Origin of the sequence: Pseudobacillus sp. FSL P4-0506 (assembly GCF_038003025.1) — a bacterium.
Taxonomy (GTDB): Bacteria; Bacillota; Bacilli; order Bacillales; family Domibacillaceae; genus Pseudobacillus.
In genome coordinates, this window is record NZ_JBBOOI010000002.1 from 205,972 (window position 1) to 231,500 (window position 25,529).

Sequence of the window (25,529 nt, forward strand, 5' to 3'; positions counted from 1 at the left end):
AATTTGCTGATTAAGCAGCAAACAGTTAATAGCAGTTACCAGTTTTCCCAACGTCCGTTGGAATCAATACTAGCAAGTCGAACCCATCCATTTTGAACTTTTTCTCGAAACCCGGAGTCATTATTTAATAATCTTTCTATATATTTGCTAGGTGCTTGGATGACAATCAGCAAACGAAGAGGAGAATGATAAACCTCGTGATCTGATTGCATAACGGATTGCCAAGGCAGTCCGGCTAACAAGTCACTTGCATTTCCCTGCATAACACCGAGACCCGCTGTAACGGTTTGAGTTGCTTTATTTCCGCTGCCATAATAATGAGGTGCTACTGTTGAAGCGTAATATTGAAGATTAATCCATTGGGCCACCGTTCCTGGTCCTGCAATGATGTTAGCTAGGATATCACCCTGTTCATCCTGATTCCAATCATAATTATGAAGGAAGGCTCTACCTTCCAAGTCACAACCTTTAGTTAATTCACGTTGACCGATAATAAAAGCGGCATTGCGAGCTAGTCCCCATTCCGGACGTACCTCACTCCAATCTTTCGCAAATCGGTGTGCCTCCGCCTTCGGATTTTTAAATTTTTTATGGATGTTCGGTAATTGGGCTAGACGTTCTGCATTTGCATTATGGCTCACTTTCGGCATAATAGCTTCGATACGATCAAAGGCTTCTTTAGCAGCCTCGGAAAGCTCAGGAACATAAATCCAGTGTAATTCATCCACCGTTGTTTTATGCTCAGCGGCTGCGAAAACGGTGTCCTCAGGGATTTTAATTCCTTCAGAAGAAAGTGTTTCTCTTACTTCAGGAAGATTGCATAAAGTAGCTAGAACTCTAGCGTTGAATCCACCTGCCGCCCCTCCGCAGGCACCGCAGTCGAGAGCCGCAGCATAGGGATTGTTGGTACTTTTACTGCCATGTCCACATATTACGACTAATGGCGCGAAATTCTTTGTTAACCCCATCATTTTCAGAGCTTGGCGTGCATAAGCCACTTTTTCTTCTTCTGAAAAACCAACAGGCATCTCCGCTTCTGTATTAGGAACATGATTAAGTGAGAGCGTTGTATTAGGTTTACGTAACCAAGTCTCATGAAGCTTATGAATAAAACGATCTGCTCCCTTAGGCATAAAACTACGTGCTACCATTTGTAGACTAAGCCAAGGTCCACTTAGCTCAGGTAAAAGTAAGTTCGAAAGTACATTCTGTTTCATCATTTTAAATGTAGAGCTTAAGGAATTAACTGTCTGTTTACGCTGTTGATATGATTTGAATTCATTTTCATCTGCAGACTCTTTTATTTGATGTTGAGGCTTTAGGATAACCGGCAAGGAAGCATGACTGTGATTACACCCGAGTTCACTAGTTGCAATCGGTAAGCCAAAGAAACCGGCAATTCCAATCGTCTCAAACGGACCTTCTTTTTCAAGTTGACGACGAAAAGGCTCTGATCGTACATCAATGCAAAATGCCAATTGGGCTAATACAGATTTTTTATTGTCGGTCTCACATTGTTTAGAGATAATCTTCTGACTTAATTGATCTGTGTAGGTTTGTTCCCAAGCTGCTAACCAAAGTTTCCTGCGAAACTTCTCATCAAAACGATAAGCAAATGATAAATATTCGCTTTGTTCAGCCGCTGACATCTGTGACCATTCATCGATTGTAAGGTTCCCCCAATGAATCCAAGATGCTAAAAGGGGAGCAACTGAGATTTTTTTCTCCGATCGTTGATTGGCCAAAGGGAAGTAAGGCTTGATAAGTGCCCACTCCATAGAAATTCGAACCGCTAAATAGTCTATTAGGAGTGCCTGCTCATGGCTCGATTGTCGAGAACGCCAAAGCATCATGCCTGCCCATCCAGGTAAGGAAAGTAAATGACTTTCAAGATAAGCCTGTATGTCTGATTCGGGAATTTCTAGTGCGAACAATGCTTCTTGCAAAGCCAAATGTGCCTCTTGCGGCCAATCTTTTAAACTTTCACGCTGCTTTTTGCCAAGAGCTGGATCATATTGAATGAGACGCTTCCAAGCACGATAGAAACCTTCCTCACGATTTGGCATTGTCCAACCTGCCTGAGAGTCATCAAGAAATAATTTGCACCACTTGATGACATGATGATCAAGAATATCGACTAATCTTTCCCCATCTTGATTTTCTATCTGCGAACTTATTGGTTGCATTGAAGAATTTTCGATGTTGTCCCTCTTCCATCCACTAAACTCATCTGCTAACTGCTCCAGTTTAGGTGATGACAAAAGGGTAGAAGGTAGTGGATCTAATTTTAGTGCGGCACGGCAAAATTGCTCTGCCACATCTTGTGGGATGTTAAATGGATGTGAATCAAGCCAATGCTGCAGCCCCATTTCCACATAAGCTTCATCAATCTCTCCCTTATTCTTCGCCGAAAGAATCATAGAGGCACTAGGGTATATATCAATATCACGAGTAGTTTTTAACCAACCTGCAACCTGGTCAAAAGATTGCTTTTCAAGTCCCAGCCACGGACTACGCGCTGCAAAGGTAGAAATAGGCCCAAGCGGTGCAATCACTTGGCTAGCTGCTTCAATTAAAACGTTAATATCACTTTCTTGAAAATCACTATTTGTATCTTTTATTTTAAAATGTTCCTTCGTTAATACAGATACACCCATCACTGATCGCCTCCTTATGATAAATATTGTTTAAGGTAGTTTGGATGACTTTCTACTGACTTTGGTTTCGCTTCACTTAACCGTACTAACCAAAGATAGAGTACTGCGAAGGAAACAGAAGAACGATTACGAGCAACCCACTTACCTATTGCACTACCAAATAGTAAGAGACATACAACAATGACAACAACTGATATCGGAGGTTGAGCACTCTGAAAAACGGTTGTATGCAACCACTTATAGAAGAGGTTATGAATGATAAAATAAACGAGGGCCACTCCTCCTAAAAGTGATAAGCCAGTAATTCGACCAATTCTCCCCTCTCCAAAAGCCACGAGCTGTGTCCAAGAAACGGACAATGACCACCCTAAGATTAAGGCACTAATCAATTGATACCCCTCTCCAGGAGTCGTGAGCCAAAAAGCAACCCCTACAACTAAGCCTAAAGACCGGCCAGCAATGATCCATAAATAGGATGAGTGTTCATTAACAACGCGAGGGGACACTTCGTAACGGCGCACCGCCGAACCAGACTGTAAAAACAGCGTAGCCTTGAACAAACCATGTAAAATAAGATGCATAATAGCTGCAATATACGCACCTAATGCACACTGAATAAGCATGAATCCCATTTGTCCGATCGTCGAGCCTACTAACTGACGTTTATAATCGACCTGAACTAAACTAATTCCCGATCCAATCAATACAGAAATACTGGCAAGAATAAGTAACACAACCGAAGCTATGTCCCTATCAAAGAGAGGGGAAAATCGAGTTAGCATAATCCCGCCTGCATTTACTAAACCTGCGTGCATTATCGCTGAAACAGGAGTCGAGGCAACAGCAGACTCAATTAACCACCGTTGGAAAGGCCACTGAGCTGCAGGAATTACCACTGCTAATATAATCAATAAATTAATCCCTGTTCTTTCCCATGGTGCAAGTTGAGCCAAACTGTCATTTGTTAGAGCTAATGGTAACTGCCATTGACCTGTGACTTGAAAAAGCCAAATCATCGCAAACAACAAAGAAAACCAACTTAATATAAATAATCGGCCAGCAACCTTGGCTGCTTCATTCGTTACTTTCCAAGCACTATTTAACCTTATCAGCAAGGTTAACCAGAGGAGAGTTGCTCCCCAACATATGACCATCAAGCGGAGATCCGCACTTAACCATGCAGTTGAAGTAACACCTGTAGTGAATGTAAAAAGGGTAAAATACTTACGATAATGGCGATCTCCCATTAAGTAACGTACAGAAAAACGCTGAATGATTAAACCAATTGTAAGAACAAAGAAAGCCATTAACCAAGCTAAGGAATCCAAGTACCAAGGACCCACATTTCCATTTACACTACTATTAGCAAGAGCCACCAAGGAAATCAAAGCCGGTAAAGCCACGACACTAATATGAATGCGAACAAAACTCAAGGGTATCCGTGGATGTAAAAACAATAGTCCACTTAGCCCAGAAGCAATAAGCGCAACAAAAAATAATGTTAACAATGATGACAAATTCAGCGAAACTAACATCTCATATTCTCCCTTTTTTAAGCAGTGTTAACGTACAAGAAGTCCTTTTAATTCAGGCGATATTTTTTCGATAATTTCATGCAGTTTTTTTTGCTAGTTACATGTTATTTTTCCAATAAAAAAACCGACAGCTTTGATAGTTCAATGATAATTTTCAATCATTGAACTATTAAAGTTGTCGGCTTCACTTCAACTAACTTCAGCAAAGTTTTTTGAAGTGCTACCTTTTATAGGTCATTTTAACTTATGTTTTAATTTCCTTCTAAAGAAGACATCGGTATCACTTTAATTTAATCTATTGAGGATGAAATAAATTAATTTATGTGACTGTTCCTTGTTTATATTAGGATGCTTTTTCATCCAGTCAATATTAAATATTAAAAGAATGCTAAAGGCCTAATTATTTAAAAGGGACAGAAATAACATTTGTCGATTATTAAGTTAAGTATAATTTATGCCATATTTTAAAAACTGTCAATAGGAAAGTCTTCCTACACTAGTTTAATAGGACCCAGCTTAGGATGTTGGGATACGTAGAATAAAGTATCCATTCCTTTTTTAATAAATAATATGTTTTGCAAACTATCGTTTTAGCTTAGCGTATTCCTTTACAGACTTATCAAAAAGTGGTTTACTGCAGAGTGGATTTGAGTCAATAATTTGGACACAAAAAAGTTAAGTCTTAAGCTGTCTTTCTAATTTGATCCTCAATAGATTGAGGTGTCTGATAACCAATGCTGCTATGAATTCTGTTTCGGTTATACCAGCCTTCTATAAACTGAAACATAGCCAGCTTTGCTGTCCAGTAGTCTGTGTATTGCGTATGATAAACTTCTTCTTTTTTTAATATAGCGTGAAACGACTCTATACAGGCATTATCATAAGGACAGCCTTTCTGGCTGAAAGACTGCTTGATTCCTTGTTTCTGAACATACTGAGTAAACTCACTGCTGGTATATTGTGAGCCAAGATCGGTATGAAGAATGAAGCCCTTTCGGGGCTTTTGAGAAAAACAGGCGTTTTGAAGTGCTTCGATCACCAATTCTGATGTCATAGAACGAGAAAAAGAATAGCCAACGATTTTTTTCGCGTGCAGATCCAATACAGAGGCCAAATAGCACCAGCCATCTCTTACCGTAGGAATATAGGTAATATCCGCCACCCACTTTTCATTGATTGTGCAGGTAGAGAAGTCCCGCTTTAAAAAATTGTCCAGCTGTGCAACCTTTTCCTTTGAGGGACAGGGACGGTACTTCTTCTTGGTAATCGAACGGATATCGGCCTTTTTCATTAGGCGCTGGACGCGCTTTAGGCTTAGGAAAAACCCTCTGTTTAATAAAGTTTTATGAATTTTAGGAGCTCCATAACGAGCCTTACTTTCCAGGTGAATCCGTTGGATTTCCTTCGTGAGTTCCCGGTTTTCCAGTTCACGCTTTGACGTCGTTTTTTCAAGGGAATCATAGTAGCTGCTTCTTGGCACGGCCAGTACTTCGCACATTTTCTGGATAGGGTATTGATCTTTGTATTCCTCGATAAAATCGTTAAGCTCTGCTTCGGTTACTTTTTCGCGAATATGGCCATAGCCTTTTTTAAGATTTCTACCTCCTGTTTTAACCGAAGGTTTTCTTTCTGAATATCCGCTAACTCTTTCGGTGTTGGGGCCTCTTTCTCTGAACTGATAGGGGTAAAGTCTTTCACCCATTTATAAATCGTTACTTCTGATACGCCACATTCGCTGCTTAATTCTTTAACTGAGCTGCCGGAATGATATAAATCCACAATCGTTTTCTTAAAGTCATCATTATATTTTTTGCCTGTAGGCTTACGTTCCAATTCGGACACATCTTCTCAAAATAATTGTAAGGACTTAATTAAACTGTGTCCATGAAACTATACTAACTCCACATTATTAAAAAAAGATGCGGCTACTGCTCCAAAAATAAAAAGAGGATTTGGTGAATTTGTAAATGAAATTAATCTTTCTGCTTCAACTCGTGTTAATCGTCCTTCCTTTCTTAGTCTTGCAGTCAATTTTGCACCCATAGGAAAACCGGAGACCATCCCCATTATCCATATAAATCCGCCTTCCCCTGGAACTTTAAAAAAAGGTCTCATTAAAGGTTCTAATAATACTCCTAAAAATCTAACTACTCCAAAGGTTATAAGTAGTTCGGTCATAACAAAAAAAGGGAAAAGTGCTGGAAACACAATTCCCCACCACATTTCAAGACCCCTTACAAAAGCATTCACAGATTCTTTCGGGAAGGAAATAATTGAGACAGTTAAAGTAGTTATAATTAAAGCAATAAAAATTGTTTTAAGTTTGGAATAGAGCAATACCTTTCCTCCTCAAAGGTTTCTACTTGTAATTCATAATTAGAGATAGTTATCTTATAAAAACTATATTTTAGTAGAATTTCAATTAGAACGTAATAGCGTACCACTAATTCACTAAAACATAAACTGTGGTTTTTATTTTCAACCTTATTGGGGTAATCACAGGGTTCTTGTTGTAGACCGCAAGGCAAACTCTATTAAAAGAGAAATGTAGTTGGTGTCAGTAACGCTACTGTCTCCCTGTTCTCTTTTACACTAACCTGCTTACTAATTCATTAAAATCCTAAACACATGAATACCATATACAAACTTAGTTGACATAATCACAAAAAAAGGAAGCTCTCGCACGAAGAACCCCCTTATCCGACAAGGGGTTTTCTTTATATTTCTCCTTCTTCTATATACATGATTTTACATTGTTGATTTAACAAGGTTTCCAGCCCTCAAATCAGCCTGGTGGCTGAATAAAAAAGCGGGATTTTATGCAGTGCAATTCTTGTAAATCAAAGTGATAAATAGTAGACACAAACTGTGAAGCAAGGAGTCCGGAAAGAAATTGAAAAGAAAAGTTGTATTTTTGCAAGACAATATAGATTAATGCAAATGAAATTTTTCAGTCACAACCGTGCCCTCCTTCTTACCCACAAAAGGCTCATCAAAATCACAATTATAGCCGGAAATACGAAGTTCAGTGCATATCTTGTGTATAGATGCACTTCATATTCCGTTAAACGAGGGACGATGACAAGACTGCCAATCCCAAAAGAGGCTACAAATATCCACGGGGTCAGATTATAGCCTTTCCACTCCAGATTTTTAAACCGAATTATGCTTTTTAAGAGTTCTGTTGCCACGTGCCAATGAATGAGAATGCTCAAAAAAGAAATAGCCAGATTCAATATAACGAACAGAAATAATACACGCTCGATGAATCCCTACTTCATCCGGATCGAATCGGCGGTAACAAGCCAGGGGTGAACAAGCACATCCATGTTCATGAAACCTTGAAAGCCAATGGGGATGAAGTACGAAGTAAATAAGGCCAAAGCGCCAGTTAGCCCTATCACAATTGCATACTTCCAATTTATTTTTTGTTTTCTGGCAAACACACGGTTAAACACAATCAAATTAGCCGGTCCGAGAATAACATAAATGGCTGCGGAAAATGACGAGTAATCTGGCATGCTCACAACGTATGTCATTGCCTCCTTCACAAAATCCCAATTCATGCCTTCATCGAAATACATTTTGGTAAAAATAAAAATTGTAAAGGGAATGCTTAGAAGAAGCACAATTTCGATCGTATACAGCACACTTTTGGAATTCATCAATATGCCAAATGAGACAAACAGTAATAGGAGTACGAGAATGCCGATAACCGGCATTTCGGGCGTCAAAAATCTTTTCAAGAGATCAGAATATGTAATAAGAGTAATGAGCCCCGCTATGAACCAGACGATGGCTGTAAGGACGAGCAATGGAAAGGCAATCCATTTGGACATATATTCTTTCAGCAATTCCGGATACCCTTTTTCGGGAAAACGGGTAAATATATGTGTCTGCCAGTATATGATCACTGTTCCTATGAGGAGAGCGAAAATCATGGAGACGATGGCCCCCTCTTTACGGGCCTGGTATAAAACAATTGGAACAGATGTAACCATATGAGTGAACATGTTCACTGCCAGCAAATAATAATAATAACGGTTCATGGCCAAATCCTTTCCTTCTCTTTTCTTTTCTTTGCACAAACAGTTTTCAATGCGGCTCGCCGTAAAGTTTTATGTGGGTTAAATACATCATTAAAATGACAAAGCCCAAAGCCAGCCCGCCTATCTCAGCGACAGTCGCTATGACTAATTGAGCATACTTCATCACCTGGATAACCACATTCATCCCATTGATGAGGATGGCAAAATTGGAAGTAGATGCGGCAGCTATAGTAATCATCATACTATTAGATACCAAGGTTGCTTCAGTTATAGCGGCCCCTAATCGAATTCTGATGCCTTATTATAAATAAGTATATTTAATTCTATCCAAAAACAACGGTATAAAAGCCTCAATCGGACGGACGCAAGATCGGATAGAGGCTCCAGGTAGATACCTCACGTCAGTCATCTTTTTCACGATTCTCTATGGTAGGCGGACGTATTTGTTCCCCGAAGTTTTCAATCGTGACATGGTATTGGACATCGACCTTGGCATGTTGGAACTGCTTTTCCCATTTGTATTCTTCAAATTGTTTCATGGTCCAAAAGTTTTTTCTGGCTTCTGCATACCACACGAATGGCTCTCCTTTAAATTTGTTTTGCATTTTTTTAATTAAAGATCCCGACGCTTGTTCCATCTCTTTTTTAACGCTTCTTTTCAGGGCGTCTTGCCTCTTTTCATGAACGGTATAATCCACAAGACCGGGATTAGACAGGATTTGTAGTTTTATCGGTACTTCTGCATGGATTTTAGGCGGCTTTTGGTTGGTGTTTACTTTGATTTTTGTATTCCCGTTTTGCATAAGGCGAACTGATATCCGGTAGTCCTCATTTACGGGATCTGGAAAAGAAGCAATCATTGACTTTGTAAGGTTTTTTCTTCGCAACAGCAGTGAAATTCTCGTTTCCTCTCCGTTCAATGTTCCAATCATTATACGGTCCTGGAAGACGGCTGACCCGATCATTTGGACAGGGTCTCCTGACTTTTGTGGCACGTCTCCCGCCAAATAGGCATCTTCGTCCGTCTTTTCCTCCTCATCTCTTTCAGCTGTTGCGTAAACCCCTAAAAACAACTCCTCCTTATTCCGTTGAAAAAGGACATTTAGATTGGATAGCGGAACGTAGCCTGTATGCCTCCATCTGTTTTCCATAAACTCATAATATTTGTGAGGGCGCGTTTCCATCGTCGGCTTGTTCGCATGGATAAACTTCCTTGCCTCTTCCTTTGAGATAATCAGCAGAGCCTCCCGCCTCATCTCTGGATCAATGATGGCCGATCCGATCATGTGCCGAAACAAATCCTCCCTTGCCAGCTTTTCTCCCACAATAACGGTCTGCAAATGGCTGAACGTAATTTGTCTGGAGTGGGAGGTCTGTACCAGTTCTTTGGCAGATAGCAGATCAGGTGCTGCGACAGTGACAATATCCGATGGCGGTTCCTTCTGAGCTTCTGCAACCTGGGATGTATTCACCTGGGAGTTGACAATCTGGAATGTGACATCCACCAGGTGATCCTTTTCCCCTTTATCCAATCCGATGGCGACCACAAAAGCTTGTCTTTCCAACTCTTGACGGTCCCCGCATCCCGCCAGAAAAAAAGTGAAAAAAAGGACTAACATCATCAACCAAATGGATTTCATTTCTTTATCCTCCCTCTGAACAAGTCTACTCCCCATAAAACCACTGGAAGGAGGAGGAAAAGGCTGGAACTAGATTTAAGCAAAAGTCCCCTGACTTGAAATCCCTGAAAAGTATTCTCCATCATCACTCCCAGCAGAACAGCCAATCCCGCTAAAGGAAAAAGGAGGCGATTAAACGGTTTGAAATTCATCACCTTGCCGAGCAGGAGAGCAGAAAGATATAAGTAAATAGCAAAATGGATAGCGGCCCCTAAAAACCATAGGGCCAAAAAGATGGCTTCCACGTGATTGGCAAGTGACCCGATCATAGCCATCCTGGTCAGATGATGATATGGAAACGCTATATCCTGCACGGCGGGATAATCAAACATCATGACATATACAGCCAAATAAAGCGCCATTTTTACAGTGGATACTCCAAATCCCCATAAAGCCGCTTTCTGATAAGCATCAAATGTCCTTACATGGGAAAACAGGACGCCAACGAGAATAATGTCCCCAAAAAAAGCGCTGTATTCCGCACCACCTTTAACCAACTGCATGGCTCCGGACCCGGCAATCGGAAAGATAAAAAGATAATTCATTTTTTTTATCATAGCCACAACGAGAAGCAAGGATGTCACCATAAAAACGGGTACGATCAACCAGGACGCCTGGCCAATCGCCTCCAGCCCCCTGTGAGCAATGTAAAAAGATACAGTCAAAACCAAGACGACTAATATAAAAAAGACAGAGGTGTTCGGATAATACATCGAAATGAGTATATCCGCATAATTGCGGCTGTTGATGGCAGTTGATGAAAAAACAGCCAAAAACATGGCAAATGTGATCAAACGGCCAAAAAATGTTCCTGTCAGTTCAAAAAGGATTTCCAGCAGACCAGCGTTATGTTTTTTAAGCAGCCGCAACAACAACAGTAACGGGCCAAGTAAGAAAGCGGCAGAAATAATAGGCATCATCCAAGCAGCATTAATACCTTTATCCAAAAGCAGATTAGGCGTGGAATCGGTGATCCTGATGGCCATCATGATATACAGGATGGCATAAAACTCCCTTGTCCCAATCTTCTCGTCCGACACCTGTATCATGAACGGTTTCCTCCCCTGGATTTAGCCCTCAATTTCTCCTGTGGCTTCATGGACAAGGGGCGGAGCCACTGTCTTCTAAGAATCGGCCGTAAAAAAAGATCGTGAGAGGACGGCTCATGTGGTGAAAGCGGTGCAAAAAAGGGCACGCCAAATGATTTTATAGAAGTGGCATAGGCCAGCAATGCCGCAAATCCCAAAGCAATGCCGACAAACCCTAAAAAGTGGGCGGCCATCAAAAAGCCAAAACGCAGTATGCGTAGCATGACACTCAGGCCGACATCAGGAATGGCAAAAGATGAAAGGCCCGTGATGGCAATTACGACCACCAGCAAAGGGCTGATCAGGTTCGCCTGAACGGCCGCCTGACCGAGGATCAAAGCCCCCACAATGCCGATCGTTGTCCCAAGCGGATTTGGCACCCGGATGCCCGCCTCTCTCAATATTTCAAAGGTGACTTCCATCAAAAGCATCTCCCACAGCGTCGGAAATGGGACCCGTTCCCTTGTCCCAGCGATGGCAAGCAGAAGGTCCGTCGGAAGCATTTCCGGATGAAAGGTGGTGATAGCTAGATAAATGGCTGGCATGAGCAATGCAAGAAATAAGGCAATCAGGCGTATAATTCTGGCGAAGTTTCCATATGCCCACCTCAGAAATTGATCTTCAGCTGTATGAAAAAGTGACCAAAATGTGATGGGGGCGATTAGGGCATCGGGCGAATTATCCATCAGTAACACAACATGCCCCTCCAATAAAAAAGAACTTGCCCGGTCCGGGCGCTCCGTTGTCATGGTGGACGGGAATAAGGAATAAGGCCTTTCCTCAATCAGTTCCTCCAATGTAGAAAGTGTCAAAACAGCATCCCTGTCAACCTGAGCGAGCCGGTCTTTAATGTTTTTCACCAGTGCCTTGTCTACAATGTTATCAAGATATAAAATGGATACTTCCTGAGGAGATTGTCTGCCCACCGTTACCGTCTCGGAAACAAGCCGGTGATCCTTCAGCTGCCTGCGAATAAGCGAGCGGTTGACGTCGGCTGCTTCCACAAATGCGCTTTTCGGCCCTCGGAGGACGATCTCGCTGGTTGGTTCGGAAACGGAACGCTTTTCAAAACCGGTGGTGTCTACCACAATGGCCTCCTTCTCGCCGTCAACTAAAATGACCGTATTGCCATTTAGCAATAGTTTCACTGCTTCATCAAAGGTCGCGATTTTCTTTCCGCTTGCGATTGTGAGAATATTATTCTTTATTTCATTAATAAGATTGTTTCCCAAGTTCATGTTTAGCGACGACTCAAGCAAGGGTTTGATAACATGTCCATTGATTTGATCTGTGTTAGCAGCTCCGGCGACAAACAACACCATCGCTTTACGGTTAATCGACGGAATATGCATCTCTCTGAACTTTAAGGCGTCATTGGCGGGATATTGAAACAATTCTTCAAACCGCTCTGTGTTGAGTGCGAGTGCTTCAAAAAAACTTCCCTTTTTATCTTGAATCGGCTTCTTTTGTTCTTTATCTCTTGCTTGAGGTTCACCCTGTATTTTAATAAGTCTTTTTTTGAAACGGCTCACGATCAAGACCTCCAACCCAAATGGACTATAATGGTCAATATAGACATAGCAGGTAAAATAAATACATCATATTCAAAAAATTGAAAGGACATAAACAGAAGGCATGAGCGTCAAACCTTTTCTTTACAAAGACTGTTTATTCGAATTTTTAATGCCTTAGTGATTCTCATAGTGTTTTTCCCTTTCCTCTTAAAATTATTGAAAGGAATTTTCCAAATAAAAAGGCCCCTAAACTTAGGGGTTTTGTCTACAATTTTTTTATTTAAAGTGAACCTGTTTCACATAAACCCTTCGGAGATCCAGTTCTGAAAGCCCCCGTTTTTCAGCTGCTGCCTTAATGAGGGCGATCTCAAGATACATCGCCTCTGAAAGAATCTTCTTTTTTATATTCTTGTTGATTTTCACAAAAAAGCCAGCTAAAAGATCGTCTGGCAGCTGATCGTATAAAGACAAAAGATTCCCCCAAATCCAAATTGTTGTATATATAATATATGTATTTTTATTCATTACTTCAACAAGAGGTTAAATTCTCAATCAAGGAAAAATCAAAAAAGACCTGCCGTGCCTTTTAATCGTACTGCCAATAACCCAATAATCGGTAAACCCATTTACTCTAAAAATGAAAAGCAGGCTCAAGTCTGCTACTTATTGCTACCTATAGCATCTAAAACTTCAAAGCCTGCTTAAGAACCATAGTGTAAGCGAAAACATACCTTAGGTTTCCAAAAAAACAATATTTCTTTCAACTTCTATGGCTTAGTTTTCTCGTTGTTTCATTCTCATAAAACTTATTCAATCTATATCTAGTTAAATCACTTTTTCACAGAGATTTCTGTATAATAACCACTCTGCTGGAGCTATTTCAAATTTTCGGGAATTATTATGCAATCAAACGTTGCCAGCTTTTAATTGGTATCGTTCTTCTGACATTTCAAAGAAGATTTTTACTTATAGCAACAGGTATAGATGCCGAGGAAGCAATGTAGGATATGATTTCTTTTTCGATAAATACCTTAATAAAAATATTCATTCCTCAAAAAAGTTCTCTTCTATGCGATCGCTGAGTAACAAATAGAGGAATTTCTTATAATTCTCTCATTATAAGATGTTGACTAAATTAATACCTTCCGAACAGGCTCTTAGCGTATGTCTTCCATGAAATAGTAGCGATTGTGCTTTATAAAGTTAGGTTGTAATTGCGTTGTTTCTTTTATGTTATGTTCATTTATTGTCCTTACTTTTCCTCGTTTTATCCCAAAAAACCCAAAAAATTTCCTTTTTTGCGCCGAATTGTAGTAACTAATCCAAATAAAGGACATGCTAGTTACGTAACGTTTTTGCTACAGAAGGAGGTAAAATACATTCTTCAAAAAATGATCAAATGGATGTTGATTATGGATTCCGTGATTTTTATTTTGTACGGAGGACTAATAAGTTTACATATCATGTTTTATCCAAATGTCTATCTGCCTGTGTCAGAAGCTTGGAAAAGTATGCTTCTTTCTTTTGGGAATGGTTTGTTGTCCCAGCATTTAGCTACATATTTGGATAAAGACAAAGAATTACTAAACAAACAAGGAGAAAACGAAAAATATTAGATCTAAAGGGCTTATTGTGCTCCTGAAAATGTTCAAATATATGCTTCTTTTCTTTGTTGGTTTTCTGTTCACTATTTTTATTTACGACAAAAACTCTCATCCGGATTTTCGTTTTCTTAGACAGTAATTTTTTACCTTAGTTATTACAGCCGGGAATGATGAATAGTAGACATAAAACTGTGAATCAATTCAGTTTCAACAAATAAAAATAAATAGCTAGAAGATAAATGACAATGTCAATCACAGCCCAACATTTATAAAAGAACATTAAGTAGCCTTTTTTATGTCTTAAGAAAATAAGCACTCCAAGAGCAATTATTACTGTGATGATATATAAAGGACTATACGTTAGTTGAGCTAATAAAGTAGTCGTTGATAGTTCTGTAAAACCAGTCATGTTACTTCCAAATAAGAAAAGTAAAATCAACTAATTTTATCAGAAGTACATAAATAAGTAATCGTGGAAATTATCAGTAAAGATAATGACATTGTTCGTGAAAAAAGAAAATACTTAATGCACAGTTCGTTGAGAATACGCAGTATCTTAGACGCTATTCTTTTAAAGCGTAATAGCCTTAAAACGATGAAAAGGGCTGGAATTGGCCCTGAAAATACAGTTTTTTCAGATGAAGTACATGTATAAAAATCCATGTATATAAAATCCTTTATTCTTCATCTAACGTCTTTTTAGATACATCCGCTTCCTTCACCAACTCAACGAAGTTAGGATTATCTATACTCTTAATTTCCCAATAACCTGAATTATATTTATGTATGACCGAATAAGATTTCCCCTGGTATATCACTATTTCCTCTGACATATTCATTTCCCCCTATAGTTTATCCCCTTATTTTTTGTATGAGAAAGCAGAAATCTTACAATTTCCTGCTCATAGTAACCTTTCGATATAAGGCAACTACATCTTTATTTGCAGCTTCCCATGCTTCATCCCTTAAGATGGGTATATCAAATGCTTGTTCCATCTCAGTCATTAGAGAAGCCAGCATTTCATCTTTTTGTTCATCTGAAAAATTTCCCTGAATGATTGTTTCATAACGCTGGTTATATTCCTCTAGTGTCATTGTGTCACCTTCTTTTTAGCCCGTATTAATGTACTCTTGGAAATGCCCGTTATCTCTTCAACCTCTTTATAAGAGTGAAGTTTCAATAAATCTAAAGCATGTTCTAATTGTTTTTTGCTGTACTTCTTGGGTCTGCCTTCTCTAAAGCCTTCACGCTGTTTAGCAATTGCTTTTCCCTCTTGCGTACGCTCTACAATCATATCCCGTTCAAATTCAGCAAAAGCACTCATAACGTTAAATACCAGGCGACCAGTCGGTGTATCTTCAACCAACCCCATATTCAAAATGTGGACCTTCACACCTTTTTCAAATAGTTCTCTTACAGTCTGAATTGCGTCAACAGTAGACCTGGCGAAACGATCCAATTTGGTTACGACAAGAGTATCTCCTTTCTCCAATAAAGTTAATAACTCTCGAAATTGCGGACGATCTGCTTTCGTCCCAGTGAACTTCTCAGAAAAGATCTTGTCACAGCCTTCTTTCTCTAAAGCTTGCATCTGTAATTCAAGATCCTGTCTAATTGTACTCACTCTGGCATACCCATATTTCATTATGTAGCAGCCCCTTTTCGACTTCATTTATGGCACTAAGTTTTGACACGCCGCCATACTTTGATATTACTGGACCTGAAGATAAGTGTCAATTCTTTTAAGTAATGAAGATAAAATTCATCTGAAAATAACCTTGGAGCACCTAAGTTCACATCTTCATCCGTAAACCCAATTGGCACAGGAAAATTTTCTTGGATAAATATATCTTTAATATTTTCTATAAGCGTCTCATATAGATTTAGGGCTTTTTTACGACTTTTTTGATATCTTTATCATCGATATGCTGAAGAAAGTAACTAAGAACACATTTGGCCATCGTATTCCCTGTATAAGTTGCCCAAAGTTTTCCCATTTCAGTAGATGTTAATCTCATTTGATTATGATTGCTTTTCATTGTACAACCTCCAATATTGTGTAAATGTGTCCTTTATTGGAAAATATATACGAGCCCCTAAAACAACATATAGAATGCGAAAAGGAATCATAAGTGAGATTAACCTTTTTTATATTTATGGGTAAATAGCGAATGTCTTCGTAGCTCAAAAACAAAACCCTTATAACAGGGATTACCAAACTTTGTTTTAAATTATCAATCTTTTTTATTATCCATTATCAAATTTTATTTTAAATTCACAACAATAAAGTTATTGAATTTTGTTTTAAAAGATACGAGCTGGATTTGAGTCAATAATTTGAGCACAAAACTATACTAACTCCACTTGCGGCTTTATGGTACTTAATGTTTTAAGGTTAATGTAAGGTTTACATTAAATTCGTGTAAGGTTGGGGCGTTATACTCGCTTTACAAAGATAACTTTTAAAAGGGAGTAGTAGAGTATGAATCCATCCATTACACAAAAGGAAAGAATCATTTCCTTAGATATTATCCGTGGTTTTGCTTTATTTGGGATTTTGTTAATTAATGTAGGGGCCTTTAAAATCCTTACTGATGACACGGTGATTCCAGATTATAACGGTATGAACGGAATCGTTGCTGTATTAACCGATATTCTTGTAGAGAAAAAATTCTTCTCCATTTTTCTTTTCTATTTGGTGTGGGGTTTTATATTTTTGCCTCGCGTGCTGAAAGTCGTGGGGATAAGCCACGCTGGCGCTTTGCCAGACGTTTATTCGCTCTGTTGTTAATCGGTATTATTCATTTTTTATTTTTTTGGGGTTCTATTCTAGTACCCTATGCCGTTATCGGCTTCCTTCTGATCCCTTTTTATCGGGCAAAGGTGTCAACAATTAGCAAGTGGCTTGGCGGATTGATTACAGTGCACATCTTATCGCTATTATTGGTGGTCTTTGCTCCAAACATGGGGATGTTCTCAAAGATTTTTACCTTTCTTGGGAATGATGCGATTACTATTTTCATTATGTTTTTATCTGGATTTTTAGCAGCTAAAGCGAATTGGATTAGAAAAATAAGTGATTTGTCCGTTCAGATAAGATGGCTCCAAATCGTTACCTTTCCATTGTTTATCGGTTTCTCTATTTGGATCTGGTTCGCATCACAAGGTAACGATCAACATATTCAAGAAATCATTGCTTTAGGTACAATACCGACAACCTATTTATACTTATCGAGCATGTTTGTCATCCTAGAAAATAAACGCATGGCAAAACTTCTGCAGCCGATTGCCAAGGTTGGCCAGATGGCGTTTACAAATTATTGGGCACAAAGCTTTATCGGGCTGGCCATCATTTCACTCATGGATCTTGAAGTGGTTTCGCCGATAAACATTGTCATTATTTCCATCATTATTTTTACGATTCAAATCATTTATAGCGTCATTTGGTTTAAATTCTTTAAGATGGGGCCATTAGAAAAAGTATGGCGATTTATGACATATGGCAGAAATACAGCAGCCATGAGGAAGTAATGACGCTATGAATGTCTTGTATTCAATTAAACAATAATAAGGCAGACGAGATGCGCAAATATCAGCGCATTTTGTCTGCCTTTTAAACTGATTGAAAGTATAATGGTCAAAATAATAAAAATAGACGACAGCCATGACGAGTTAATTGTGTACAGATAATAAAGTTATTTGCTTCCTATTGAACTAACGCACTTGATAGCTCACCATGTCTAAAGACTTTATTATTTGACTCCTATACTAAGCTTTCTTCGCCCCCATTTTATGATAAAGAGACATGATGACCCAAATAGCAGTTGGAAGTGCGATTGCTCCAATGATCATAGACGCTATAAGTTGAATGGGACTGCCATCGACAAATAACAAAATAATAACAGCCACTAAGAAGAGAAGGATAGGTATCGCTTTCGATAGATGAACGAGTCCTTTTTTTTCTTTTGCCTTCCATTTGTTGTTGTAGGTTGCAGTTACAGTCCATGCTGTCGGAATGGCAAACACAGTTAAAACAATAGCTATTACACGAAGTACTGATTCTAAGGTGCCAGAGCTTATCATCGCTCCAACCCATGTGAGTACTGTTATTAAAACTAACGGAATTGCTAGGGGCTTCATGGAACTAATTAAATTTTCATACTTTTCAATTGATGTATCACGGTCACTATAAATCGGCTTTGTACCAGGATGTGCTCGAAATAAATGAATATCTCCTTCTGAGGCAATATGCGACCATCCACAGGATGAAAAAAAGTCAAAGTATTCCTCTTCTTCATCCTCTTTTAATGAACGATAATCTACACTGTAGATATAATCTGAGCTTTCTCCTTTTTCAAGCGTATACCCCATAAACTTAAAGTCATTGACATGCCATCCCTTCAAAGAAAATCGGCGCAATTTTTCCATGTCCTTATCTTCAGAAAAAGCTAATCCACCTGACGTAATATACTTTGTTTGTCTCATTCTTCAACCTCCTTCAACCCAGCTTCCGCTAATTGAATCATCTGTTTTCTTAGCTTCACATCTTCTTCTAATACGTCTCTGCCCTTTTCAGTAAGCAGATAGGTTTTACGCCTTGAATCCGAACCATCATACAAATAAATCCACTCTTGTTTTAATAACTTTTTAATAATCGTGTACATTGAAGCAGGACCTATCGTAATGGCACCTTTTGTTGTTTCTTCAATTAAGCTCATAATTGCATAACCGTGCCTTGGTTTCGTTAAAGCAGCCATAATGTAAAACATTGAGTCTGTTAATTGCTCCGATTTATTCAATCTATCACCCTCTATATCACCTTAGGATATATCATAAAACGATATATCTATCTGTAAACAATATATCATGATGTGATATATATGTCTAGAGTTATATCATAAAATGATACATTAATTTATGATACCTTTCTTATACAGTAAAAAAAGAACCCTTATGCCGGGCTCTTCACTAAATCTAAAAGTAAATGATGTTCTTGTTCATTGTTCTTCTACAACTAAACTGTTCCATTAGTGAAACAAGGATTTTTAAATAACTTTATTATCTCTAAAAAATTCTTAGTATTAACGGATTGACCAATGCCATTCAAGGGCTTTCTTTTCTATTTTTTTGACAAAATTGTCTTTACCATCACAATAGCCATCAATGTCAGTGGGATATTTTTCAGCTAATTTACTTTTTAATTCTCCATATTCTTTACTTATTTCTGGATGTTGGCGAAGATAATCTCTAAACGACAGGTGTCTTTCAATTTCTTGTACATTGTCATACTGAAAAGCATGAATGTGATGAGTCCGATTATCCCTGCCTTTACGAAAGTATCTTCTTCCTTCTATTCCGAACTCACCCATGACTTCATAGCCAATGCTTTCAAATTGTTCAGAGTAAGTATCTAATTTACTGATGTCTTTGACGACAAGTAGAATATCGATGATAGGTTTTGCTTTTAGACCTGGAACGGATGTACTGCCAATATGGAAACTATTCAACAGTTCTTTTTGAAGAAAAGTCTTAATAGACCGTTCTTCTTTTTTATACTCATTGTTCCAATTTTGATTATAACCTACAACTTTTATATTCATTAAACGCACCCCCTTGCTTTTTCACACAAACAATCCGAATACCTGTTATTTTAAAGCCCCTTACTCCACTAAAGCGCCTGTTAGTTGAAAAAAAGACTATTTGTTTTTTCTATATGGCATGTTTACCGATTAATATGTCCACATCAACAGTTATTTGAGTGGAATCCTCATTAAAAAAAGATTTTACCTGCTCTTCTGCTGTTGACCAAGTTAGCGGAGTCATGTGAACCAACCATTCAAGTGAGAATTTATTAAGGTTTATGGTATAGCTCAATCTTGAACTTTCTACAAATTGAAACCTCTCATTAAATCTCTTTACAGTCTCTGAATTAGAGTAATTTTGTTTTTCAGGATGATGAAAAAGATGTTCTCTTAACTCTTTTAAGTAACCGCTTTGAGGCACAATCTTAATTAGTAAGCCACCTGATGTCAACAATCTATTAAATTCGGCATAATTTGACAGAGATAAGATATTCAGAATAACATCGAACTGTTTGTTTTTAAATGGTGTGTTAGCAAGGTCAGCCACAGCCCAAATCTTATTAGAGTAGCGCTTAGAAGCTGCCATGATGCCTTCTTTAGAAATATCTATGCCTACTCCTGCTACGCTTTTGAAAAAGCCAGACCTAACAATATCGCAAATATCAGCAAGATGTGAACCCTCGCCACAGCCTGTATCAAGTATAGATAGTATTTCTTCTGTCTTATCAGTGTGTTCATCTATCATTTTTGCAATTTCATGGATGAGCGGTTTATAAAATGCACCTTCGGTAATAAGTTTTCTTCGTGCTTCAAAAAGACCTTTGCTATACTTGGTATTTACTGAGTGAGTCATCAAGTTTACATATCCTTGCTTGGCAAAATCGAACGTATGATGATTTGAGCAAACTAAACTTTTAAACTCCATAACCTTCATAGATGAATTACAAATTGGGCAAGCAAAAATGCCTTCAAAATGGCTCACATATTTCGCACTCTTTATTCTTTTATTCTCCTGTAACAAAGAAGTCACCTCATTCATTCGTTTTTAGATAAATGAAAAAGGCATAGACAAATAAACCCTCATCATATTTTCAAAAAAAACATGAGTTGGATTTGAAAATAGTCTATACCCATTTTTATCTATAACGAATGAATTGAATAATCATGAAACTAACTCCTTTTTTACATAGATAGGATTAAACCTACAGATAAATAATAACGAGTCTTTGTCGTACTTGCAAAGCTTTTTCATAAACGATTAGACTTTTTGATAAATAATTAAGCTTTATTTCAAGGCCACAGTTTTATCACAAAGTTTGATCATTTAAACACCGTGTTTCGAACGACAATTGCTCCCTTTTTCCTCTATATCTTTTTTAGCAAACTCGTTTTAGTAAAAATGAATTAATTTTTCTTAGATAAAAGCCCTTCCAGGCGGTCTCCCCGGTTGGACAAGCATCAAAAAAGCCAACATGAGCTTGTTGGCCTTAAATAAATTATAACTTAAAAATGAAGTTTGATTATATGGCGTAGTTTAGATATAAAAAAAAGAGAAGTGCTGTAACACTCCTCTTTTGGTAACACTGCCGTCGGGGCAGTTGTTGTCACGTTATAGAATTAAGCTTTATGTGATCCACCCTTTTTTCTGCTTGTCACGACGAGGTTGGATTCGAGTTAATAATTTATTGTTTCAATTCATTTACTCTTCGATTATATAAAGCCTTTCTTCCGCTAATCCAATATCCAAACAAAAACAGTTCACCAATCATAACGAATAAAATTAATTTTGCCATTGACCATTCAACCATTCCTAATGTGTGTAAAAATGTTAATGTGGCTAAATATAAGAGCGGTAAAATAAGCCCCCAATACGGCTTCTCCCAAGTGGATAACAAATGTTGGACGGCAAATACAAGCAGGATTATACACAATCGATACCAATCATTCATTTATATCTTATCTCCCTTGTCGTAGTGTAAAGGCTCTGCTGTTTGAACATCGCGCTTTGCCCATACTTTGATTAATTTGTTCAAGAAAACAAAAAGGAGCAAAATCCTAATAGGCATATGTCCCGCATCCCAACCAAATGGAAGATGAAGAAGTTGCGGCAGCATTTCAATGATTCTGTATCCAAAAAATAAGATAAGAGCTAAATAGATGACGCATTGAATTACTTTCATGAGGCTTCTCCTCTTTGAACCATCCCTTTCTTTTCCTTCAAGCGTCCGCTCAATGAGAAATTTGTCCACATACGCAGAAGCATTTCGACCGGGCCACGCTTCCATTTTTTAAAATATTGAATGCTTATCACACATTGAAGGGCGTAAATCATGATCCCCATGATCATTGCAGCGAACACGCCCATTTTTCCGAACATCCCAAATCCGTAGCCATAAAAAATGGTCGTACAAATAATGCTCTGTACTAAATAATTGGTCAATGAAAGCTTTCCTACCTGCTCAAATGCATATACGAACGTAGCAAATTTGCCGCTTGTTAATACACGCATAAATAAAAACACATATCCTAACGCTAACAGTTGCCCACCAGCATTTCCTAAAACCCCTTCCCAGTTACTAGTAAATTGGCCCATTATTTTGCATACGATAGCGAGTGGCACAAGATATGATCCATATTTGTATAGTTTTTGTTCCGCCCGTATATTTTCAAATACATTCATTTTGGCAAAAGCCATTCCTGCTAAAAACAGCGGCGCATAGACAAATGGCGAAAGCAAGAGAACAAATAACAGTTCGATTGGATCATCATAATACGGTGGAATAGCGTTATTACGAAAATCATAAACTTCCAAATAACTGCCGTTTTCATAAACCTTGTGTTCCTGTTCCACGTAAGCATCGTATTTGGTTTGCTCTTTCTCCGTTAAATCGTTTAGCGGCCCATACATAAGGGCTGTGCTCAAAATGAAAAACACACCGCTCCAAATCATTAATGTTTTGGCCTTTCTATTAATAAAAATGAGTAGGAAAAACATCGTCAGACCGTAGAATAATAAAATATCCCCTTCCCATAAATAAGTAGCATGTAAAAGTCCTAGCAATATTAAACCGATGGCCCGTCTTACGATTACCCATCGGCTTTTGCGTCCTTTATTTCGTATCGATTCGATAAGCTTAATTAATGAATAACCGAACAGTAAAGTAAATATGGGCATAAACGAGCTCTCGATTAAAACTTTTGTTATATAATAGGCACCTTTATCAATCCAGGACAAACCAGTCACATGATCTTTCCCTATCATGCCGTATTGAAAAATCAGCAGGTTTGCTAGCAAAATACCTAATAAACTAAATCCACGTAAACTATCAATGCTCTTCACACGCTTTGATGACATTGCAGAACCTCTCCTTAATCGTTATCCTTATATGTATAATGTAGACTGAAAATCTTACCAAAACTTAATGTCTACCTTAAAGTAATCTTAAAAGCAGGTGGAAGGATGCCAGAAGCAAAAATTGCGGTGCTAGAAGATGAAACCGCCATTGCCCAAATGATTGAAATTATACTTAAAAAAGAGGGATTTACAAATATTGAGCATTTCAAAACCGTACAAACTATTCAAGATACGCTTCAAACAAATACATATGATTTTTATTTACTCGATATTATGCTACCAGATGGGAGCGGACTAGAAGTAGCTGAGGAAATTCGGCGCGTGAGTGATGCACCGATATTTTTCTTAACAGCAAAAACAAGTGATGCAGATAAGCTAATTGGCTTTATGAGCGGGGCAGATGATTATATTACAAAGCCATTTAACCCTCTAGAGCTAGTTGCACGAATTAAAGTTCAGCTGATGAGATATATGAAGCAAAAAGAGACTGATAGGGCTGGAACAAATACTATCTATACATGCGATTTCTTTACATTTGACAGATCTGCTGCCGAATTAACGGTAAATGGACAGACTGAGATGATCAGCGGTCGACTGTATCATTTGTTGAAATATTTATGCGAAAATGAGGGACTCGTGTTATCGAAAGAACAAATTTATGAACGGGTGTGGGGCGATACATTTTATGATGACAATACTATTATGGTTCATATTCGAAAACTACGAGAAAAAATTGAAAAAAACCCCGGGAAGCCTCAATGCATTGTTACTGTCCGTGGCATTGGATATAAGCTTCAAGGTGAGATAATAAAATGAAATTAAAGCCTTCAAGCAAACTGACTTTAAAATTTAGCGGCTATTTTGTTGTGTTTTATTTACTGTTTGTTATGAGCATTTTTTTTAGCTTTGGTCTTTTTATCTACTTTATATACGATAAAGTCGGCGACAATGTGCATATGAAAACAACCTATGAATTTGAAGGGATTGTTGAGAATGAGCAGCTTCCTAAATCATTAGAAAAAGCGGCTGAAGAAAATTTAGGGCAATTTTATTTATTGGATCAAGATCTCACAATTTTGGATTACACAGGTGACGTATGTCAAATTTGCGATCTTACAAATGAACAATTATTGAATTTAGAGCTGCAGGGCATGCAAAAATGGGTAGCAGACGGCTATACATTTTTATTTATTGCAGATTTGCCGGCGGATGAAATACTGCAAAAATTACTAGCAATATGGCAGCCATCAAAACCGTTAACTGCAGAAGCAAAAGCGATTTTAAAAGAGGCAGGTGCGATGGTGGATGTTTATGATAAAAAGTGGCAGAGAACTTTAACGTGGGGTGCTTCTAAAAAAGCATTAACAAGAGCTGACTTGCTTGACGAAAATTATGATATTTTCGAATTAAAAGAGCTAACGCAAAGTAAGCAGGTTGGGGACTATACTGTAGCAGTGCGGCTTGATAATCCATCTTATAAACCTTTTTATGGTCCATTTAACAAAGCCATGATTTTATTAGTAAGCGTTTTTATTGGCGGACATATTTTGTTAATTATTGGTGTTCTTTTGTTTTCTTTAAGCATTTCTCGGCAATTCATCCGGCCGATTGTGTATATTATGTCCCGTATTGAGAGACTCGCACAATTTAAATACGAGCCTTTAAAGGATAAAATTATTTATCATAAGAAAACTGGAAAAATGAAAAGGAAATACCGCTTGTTTGAGCCAGTAGATACATCATTGAATCATTTATCAGAGCGGCTTGCCTATAACGAAAGACAGCTTCAACATACAGAACAATTAAGAGAAGAATGGATTACAGGACTTTCACACGATTTAAAAACACCGCTTAGCTCTATTTACGGCTATTCGACTATGCTTGCTTCAGAAGATTACCATTGGTCCAAAGAAGAAATCCAGCAATTCGCCAAGACGATGCAAGAAAAAGCGAGCTATATGGACGCATTGATTAAAGACTTAACCTATACGTATCAGCTAAAAAATAATGCGGTCCATTTAAACAAAGAACGAATTTTATTATCCGATTGGCTTGAACAGTTTCAGGATACGCGTATTGACATAACGGTAGAGCATGGCTGTGATGTTTATGCCGATAAATTAGCGTTAAAGCGAATCATGGATAATCTGCTTTCCAATGCCATAAAATACACGCCTGAAGATCAAGCAATTCAGTTAAGTGCGACTTGTACAAACCGTAGTACGACAATAACGATTTCCGACAAAGGGCCAGGTATTCCGCAGGCGAAACTCGACAATTTGTTTACAAGATACTACAGGGAAACCAATACGACCGACGCCGCAGAAGGAACAGGTTTAGGGCTTGCCATCACAAAACAATTAATTGATTTGCATGGGGGGACAATTGATGTGCAATCCAACGCTAACGGAACGACTTTCACCATTCAGCTGTCGAACCAACCAAATGAATAACTTTTAAAAAAC

24 protein-coding genes and 2 pseudogenes are annotated in these 25,529 nt (G+C 38.2%); 5 read left to right on the top strand and 21 right to left on the bottom strand.

Annotated features, from left to right (window positions below):
- Positions 1–35: 35 nt before the first annotated feature.
- From MKZ02_RS23025 to MKZ02_RS23070, 10 genes and pseudogenes are all read right to left on the bottom strand, one after another.
- Positions 36–2,657 (bottom strand): DUF2309 domain-containing protein, encoded by a 2,622-nt coding sequence (locus tag MKZ02_RS23025; protein WP_340856769.1) that lies wholly within the window; start codon positions 2,655–2,657, stop codon positions 36–38.
- Between the two features lie 14 nt (positions 2,658–2,671).
- Positions 2,672–4,192 (bottom strand): NADH dehydrogenase subunit 5, encoded by a 1,521-nt coding sequence (locus tag MKZ02_RS23030; protein WP_340856770.1) that lies wholly within the window; start codon positions 4,190–4,192, stop codon positions 2,672–2,674.
- A gap of 682 nt (positions 4,193–4,874) precedes the next feature.
- A protein-coding gene (locus MKZ02_RS23035) for an IS3 family transposase (protein WP_445324345.1) occupies positions 4,875–6,025 on the bottom strand; the annotation gives its coding sequence in 2 pieces (ribosomal slippage) (positions 4,875–5,788 and positions 5,788–6,025; 1,152 coding nt in all).
- A gap of 63 nt (positions 6,026–6,088) precedes the next feature.
- A pseudogene (locus MKZ02_RS23040) lies at positions 6,089–6,529 on the bottom strand (nucleoside recognition domain-containing protein); the annotation flags it as partial.
- A 935-nt stretch (positions 6,530–7,464) separates the two neighbouring features.
- Positions 7,465–8,241 carry a GerAB/ArcD/ProY family transporter gene (locus MKZ02_RS23045; RefSeq protein ID WP_340856936.1) on the bottom strand — a complete coding sequence of 259 codons (777 nt, stop codon included), beginning with the start codon at positions 8,239–8,241 and terminating at the stop codon, positions 7,465–7,467.
- A 46-nt stretch (positions 8,242–8,287) separates the two neighbouring features.
- On the bottom strand, positions 8,288–8,536 hold the full coding sequence (locus MKZ02_RS23050) for a spore germination protein (protein WP_340856937.1): 249 nt from the start codon (positions 8,534–8,536) through the stop codon (positions 8,288–8,290).
- A gap of 106 nt (positions 8,537–8,642) precedes the next feature.
- Positions 8,643–9,881, bottom strand: a complete 1,239-nt coding sequence (locus tag MKZ02_RS23055) for a Ger(x)C family spore germination protein (protein WP_340856772.1) — start codon at positions 9,879–9,881, stop codon at positions 8,643–8,645.
- Positions 9,878–10,969, bottom strand: a complete 1,092-nt coding sequence (locus tag MKZ02_RS23060) for a GerAB/ArcD/ProY family transporter (RefSeq protein ID WP_340856773.1) — start codon at positions 10,967–10,969, stop codon at positions 9,878–9,880. Before MKZ02_RS23060 ends, MKZ02_RS23055 begins: the two co-directional genes overlap by 4 nt.
- Positions 10,966–12,540, bottom strand: coding sequence for a spore germination protein (locus tag MKZ02_RS23065; protein WP_340856774.1), 1,575 nt, complete (start codon positions 12,538–12,540; stop codon positions 10,966–10,968). Before MKZ02_RS23065 ends, MKZ02_RS23060 begins: the two co-directional genes overlap by 4 nt.
- Before the next feature lie 258 nt (positions 12,541–12,798).
- Positions 12,799–12,993, bottom strand: a complete 195-nt coding sequence (locus tag MKZ02_RS23070) for a hypothetical protein (RefSeq protein WP_340856775.1) — start codon at positions 12,991–12,993, stop codon at positions 12,799–12,801.
- A 941-nt stretch (positions 12,994–13,934) separates the two neighbouring features.
- Here MKZ02_RS23070 and MKZ02_RS23075 point away from each other — a divergent pair.
- The gene (locus tag MKZ02_RS23075) at positions 13,935–14,138 is read left to right on the top strand and encodes a hypothetical protein (RefSeq protein WP_340856776.1); all 204 of its coding nucleotides are present in this window, start codon (positions 13,935–13,937) and stop codon (positions 14,136–14,138) included.
- Positions 14,139–14,803: 665 nt separating this feature from the next.
- On the opposite strand, the gene MKZ02_RS23080 is transcribed toward MKZ02_RS23075, so the two are convergent.
- The 4 genes and pseudogenes from MKZ02_RS23080 to MKZ02_RS23095 all read right to left on the bottom strand — a co-directional run bounded on the left by MKZ02_RS23080 (position 14,804) and on the right by MKZ02_RS23095 (position 16,166).
- On the bottom strand, positions 14,804–14,959 hold the full coding sequence (locus MKZ02_RS23080) for a hypothetical protein (protein ID WP_340856777.1): 156 nt from the start codon (positions 14,957–14,959) through the stop codon (positions 14,804–14,806).
- Positions 14,960–15,014: 55 nt separating this feature from the next.
- On the bottom strand, positions 15,015–15,221 hold the full coding sequence (locus tag MKZ02_RS23085; protein ID WP_340856778.1) for a hypothetical protein: 207 nt from the start codon (positions 15,219–15,221) through the stop codon (positions 15,015–15,017).
- Positions 15,218–15,772 carry a recombinase family protein gene (locus MKZ02_RS23090; RefSeq protein ID WP_340856779.1) on the bottom strand — a complete coding sequence of 185 codons (555 nt, stop codon included), beginning with the start codon at positions 15,770–15,772 and terminating at the stop codon, positions 15,218–15,220. The genes MKZ02_RS23085 and MKZ02_RS23090 overlap by 4 nt, the downstream gene beginning before the upstream one ends.
- A 35-nt stretch (positions 15,773–15,807) precedes the next feature.
- Positions 15,808–16,166: pseudogene (locus MKZ02_RS23095) on the bottom strand (DUF3231 family protein).
- Between the two features lie 443 nt (positions 16,167–16,609).
- Between MKZ02_RS23095 and MKZ02_RS23100 the strand changes: the two are divergent.
- Together MKZ02_RS23100 and MKZ02_RS23105 are read left to right on the top strand one after the other, a co-directional pair.
- Positions 16,610–16,918: a hypothetical protein gene (locus tag MKZ02_RS23100; protein WP_340856780.1), complete on the top strand. Its 309-nt coding sequence runs from the start codon at positions 16,610–16,612 to the stop codon at positions 16,916–16,918.
- A gap of 92 nt (positions 16,919–17,010) precedes the next feature.
- Complete coding sequence (locus MKZ02_RS23105; RefSeq protein WP_340856781.1) at positions 17,011–17,658, top strand: DUF418 domain-containing protein; 648 nt, start codon at positions 17,011–17,013, stop codon at positions 17,656–17,658.
- Positions 17,659–17,895: 237 nt separating this feature from the next.
- Here the strand turns inward: MKZ02_RS23105 and MKZ02_RS23110 are convergent, their stop codons facing one another.
- The 7 genes from MKZ02_RS23110 to MKZ02_RS23140 form a co-directional block, all read right to left on the bottom strand.
- Positions 17,896–18,612, bottom strand: coding sequence for a DUF2812 domain-containing protein (locus tag MKZ02_RS23110; protein WP_340856782.1), 717 nt, complete (start codon positions 18,610–18,612; stop codon positions 17,896–17,898).
- Positions 18,609–18,896 carry a PadR family transcriptional regulator gene (locus MKZ02_RS23115; protein ID WP_406910415.1) on the bottom strand — a complete coding sequence of 96 codons (288 nt, stop codon included), beginning with the start codon at positions 18,894–18,896 and terminating at the stop codon, positions 18,609–18,611. Before MKZ02_RS23115 ends, MKZ02_RS23110 begins: the two co-directional genes overlap by 4 nt.
- Positions 18,897–19,208: 312 nt before the next feature.
- Positions 19,209–19,727 (bottom strand): GrpB family protein, encoded by a 519-nt coding sequence (locus MKZ02_RS23120; RefSeq protein ID WP_340856784.1) that lies wholly within the window; start codon positions 19,725–19,727, stop codon positions 19,209–19,211.
- Positions 19,728–19,836: 109 nt separating this feature from the next.
- Entirely contained in the window at positions 19,837–20,730 is an 894-nt protein-coding gene (locus MKZ02_RS23125; RefSeq protein ID WP_340856785.1) for a putative RNA methyltransferase, read from the bottom strand.
- A 661-nt stretch (positions 20,731–21,391) separates the two neighbouring features.
- On the bottom strand, positions 21,392–21,658 hold the full coding sequence (locus MKZ02_RS23130) for a hypothetical protein (RefSeq protein WP_340856787.1): 267 nt from the start codon (positions 21,656–21,658) through the stop codon (positions 21,392–21,394).
- A complete protein-coding gene (locus MKZ02_RS23135; protein WP_340856790.1) occupies positions 21,659–21,889 on the bottom strand; it encodes a hypothetical protein in 231 nt (76 codons plus the stop codon).
- Complete coding sequence (locus MKZ02_RS23140) at positions 21,886–23,064, bottom strand: DUF418 domain-containing protein (RefSeq protein WP_340856791.1); 1,179 nt, start codon at positions 23,062–23,064, stop codon at positions 21,886–21,888. Before MKZ02_RS23140 ends, MKZ02_RS23135 begins: the two co-directional genes overlap by 4 nt.
- Before the next feature lie 105 nt (positions 23,065–23,169).
- On the opposite strand from MKZ02_RS23140, the gene MKZ02_RS23145 reads away from it, so the two are divergent.
- A complete protein-coding gene (locus MKZ02_RS23145) occupies positions 23,170–23,880 on the top strand; it encodes a response regulator transcription factor (protein WP_340856792.1) in 711 nt (236 codons plus the stop codon).
- The gene (locus MKZ02_RS23150; protein ID WP_340856793.1) at positions 23,877–25,517 is read left to right on the top strand and encodes a sensor histidine kinase; all 1,641 of its coding nucleotides are present in this window, start codon (positions 23,877–23,879) and stop codon (positions 25,515–25,517) included. The genes MKZ02_RS23145 and MKZ02_RS23150 overlap by 4 nt, the downstream gene beginning before the upstream one ends.
- Positions 25,518–25,529 lie beyond the last annotated feature (12 nt).

Bases quoted from the DNA above. Each gene is read 5' to 3' on its own strand.
- MKZ02_RS23025 (WP_340856769.1), bottom strand. From the start codon at position 2,657: ATGGGTGTATCTGTATTAACGAAGGAACATTTTAAAATAAAAGATACA.
- MKZ02_RS23030 (WP_340856770.1), bottom strand. From the start codon at position 4,192: ATGTTAGTTTCGCTGAATTTGTCATCATTGTTAACATTATTTTTTGTT.
- MKZ02_RS23045 (WP_340856936.1), bottom strand. From the start codon at position 8,241: ATGAACCGTTATTATTATTATTTGCTGGCAGTGAACATGTTCACTCAT.
- MKZ02_RS23055 (WP_340856772.1), bottom strand. From the start codon at position 9,881: ATGAAATCCATTTGGTTGATGATGTTAGTCCTTTTTTTCACTTTTTTT.
- MKZ02_RS23060 (WP_340856773.1), bottom strand. From the start codon at position 10,969: ATGATACAGGTGTCGGACGAGAAGATTGGGACAAGGGAGTTTTATGCC.
- MKZ02_RS23075 (WP_340856776.1), top strand. From the start codon at position 13,935: ATGGATTCCGTGATTTTTATTTTGTACGGAGGACTAATAAGTTTACAT.
- MKZ02_RS23080 (WP_340856777.1), bottom strand. From the start codon at position 14,959: ATGTCAGAGGAAATAGTGATATACCAGGGGAAATCTTATTCGGTCATA.
- MKZ02_RS23085 (WP_340856778.1), bottom strand. From the start codon at position 15,221: ATGACACTAGAGGAATATAACCAGCGTTATGAAACAATCATTCAGGGA.
- MKZ02_RS23090 (WP_340856779.1), bottom strand. From the start codon at position 15,772: ATGAAATATGGGTATGCCAGAGTGAGTACAATTAGACAGGATCTTGAA.
- MKZ02_RS23100 (WP_340856780.1), top strand. From the start codon at position 16,610: ATGAATCCATCCATTACACAAAAGGAAAGAATCATTTCCTTAGATATT.
- MKZ02_RS23110 (WP_340856782.1), bottom strand. From the start codon at position 18,612: ATGAGACAAACAAAGTATATTACGTCAGGTGGATTAGCTTTTTCTGAA.
- MKZ02_RS23115 (WP_406910415.1), bottom strand. From the start codon at position 18,896: ATGTTTTACATTATGGCTGCTTTAACGAAACCAAGGCACGGTTATGCA.
- MKZ02_RS23120 (WP_340856784.1), bottom strand. From the start codon at position 19,727: ATGAATATAAAAGTTGTAGGTTATAATCAAAATTGGAACAATGAGTAT.
- MKZ02_RS23130 (WP_340856787.1), bottom strand. From the start codon at position 21,658: ATGAATGATTGGTATCGATTGTGTATAATCCTGCTTGTATTTGCCGTC.
- MKZ02_RS23135 (WP_340856790.1), bottom strand. From the start codon at position 21,889: ATGAAAGTAATTCAATGCGTCATCTATTTAGCTCTTATCTTATTTTTT.
- MKZ02_RS23140 (WP_340856791.1), bottom strand. From the start codon at position 23,064: ATGTCATCAAAGCGTGTGAAGAGCATTGATAGTTTACGTGGATTTAGT.
- MKZ02_RS23145 (WP_340856792.1), top strand. From the start codon at position 23,170: ATGCCAGAAGCAAAAATTGCGGTGCTAGAAGATGAAACCGCCATTGCC.
- MKZ02_RS23150 (WP_340856793.1), top strand. From the start codon at position 23,877: ATGAAATTAAAGCCTTCAAGCAAACTGACTTTAAAATTTAGCGGCTAT.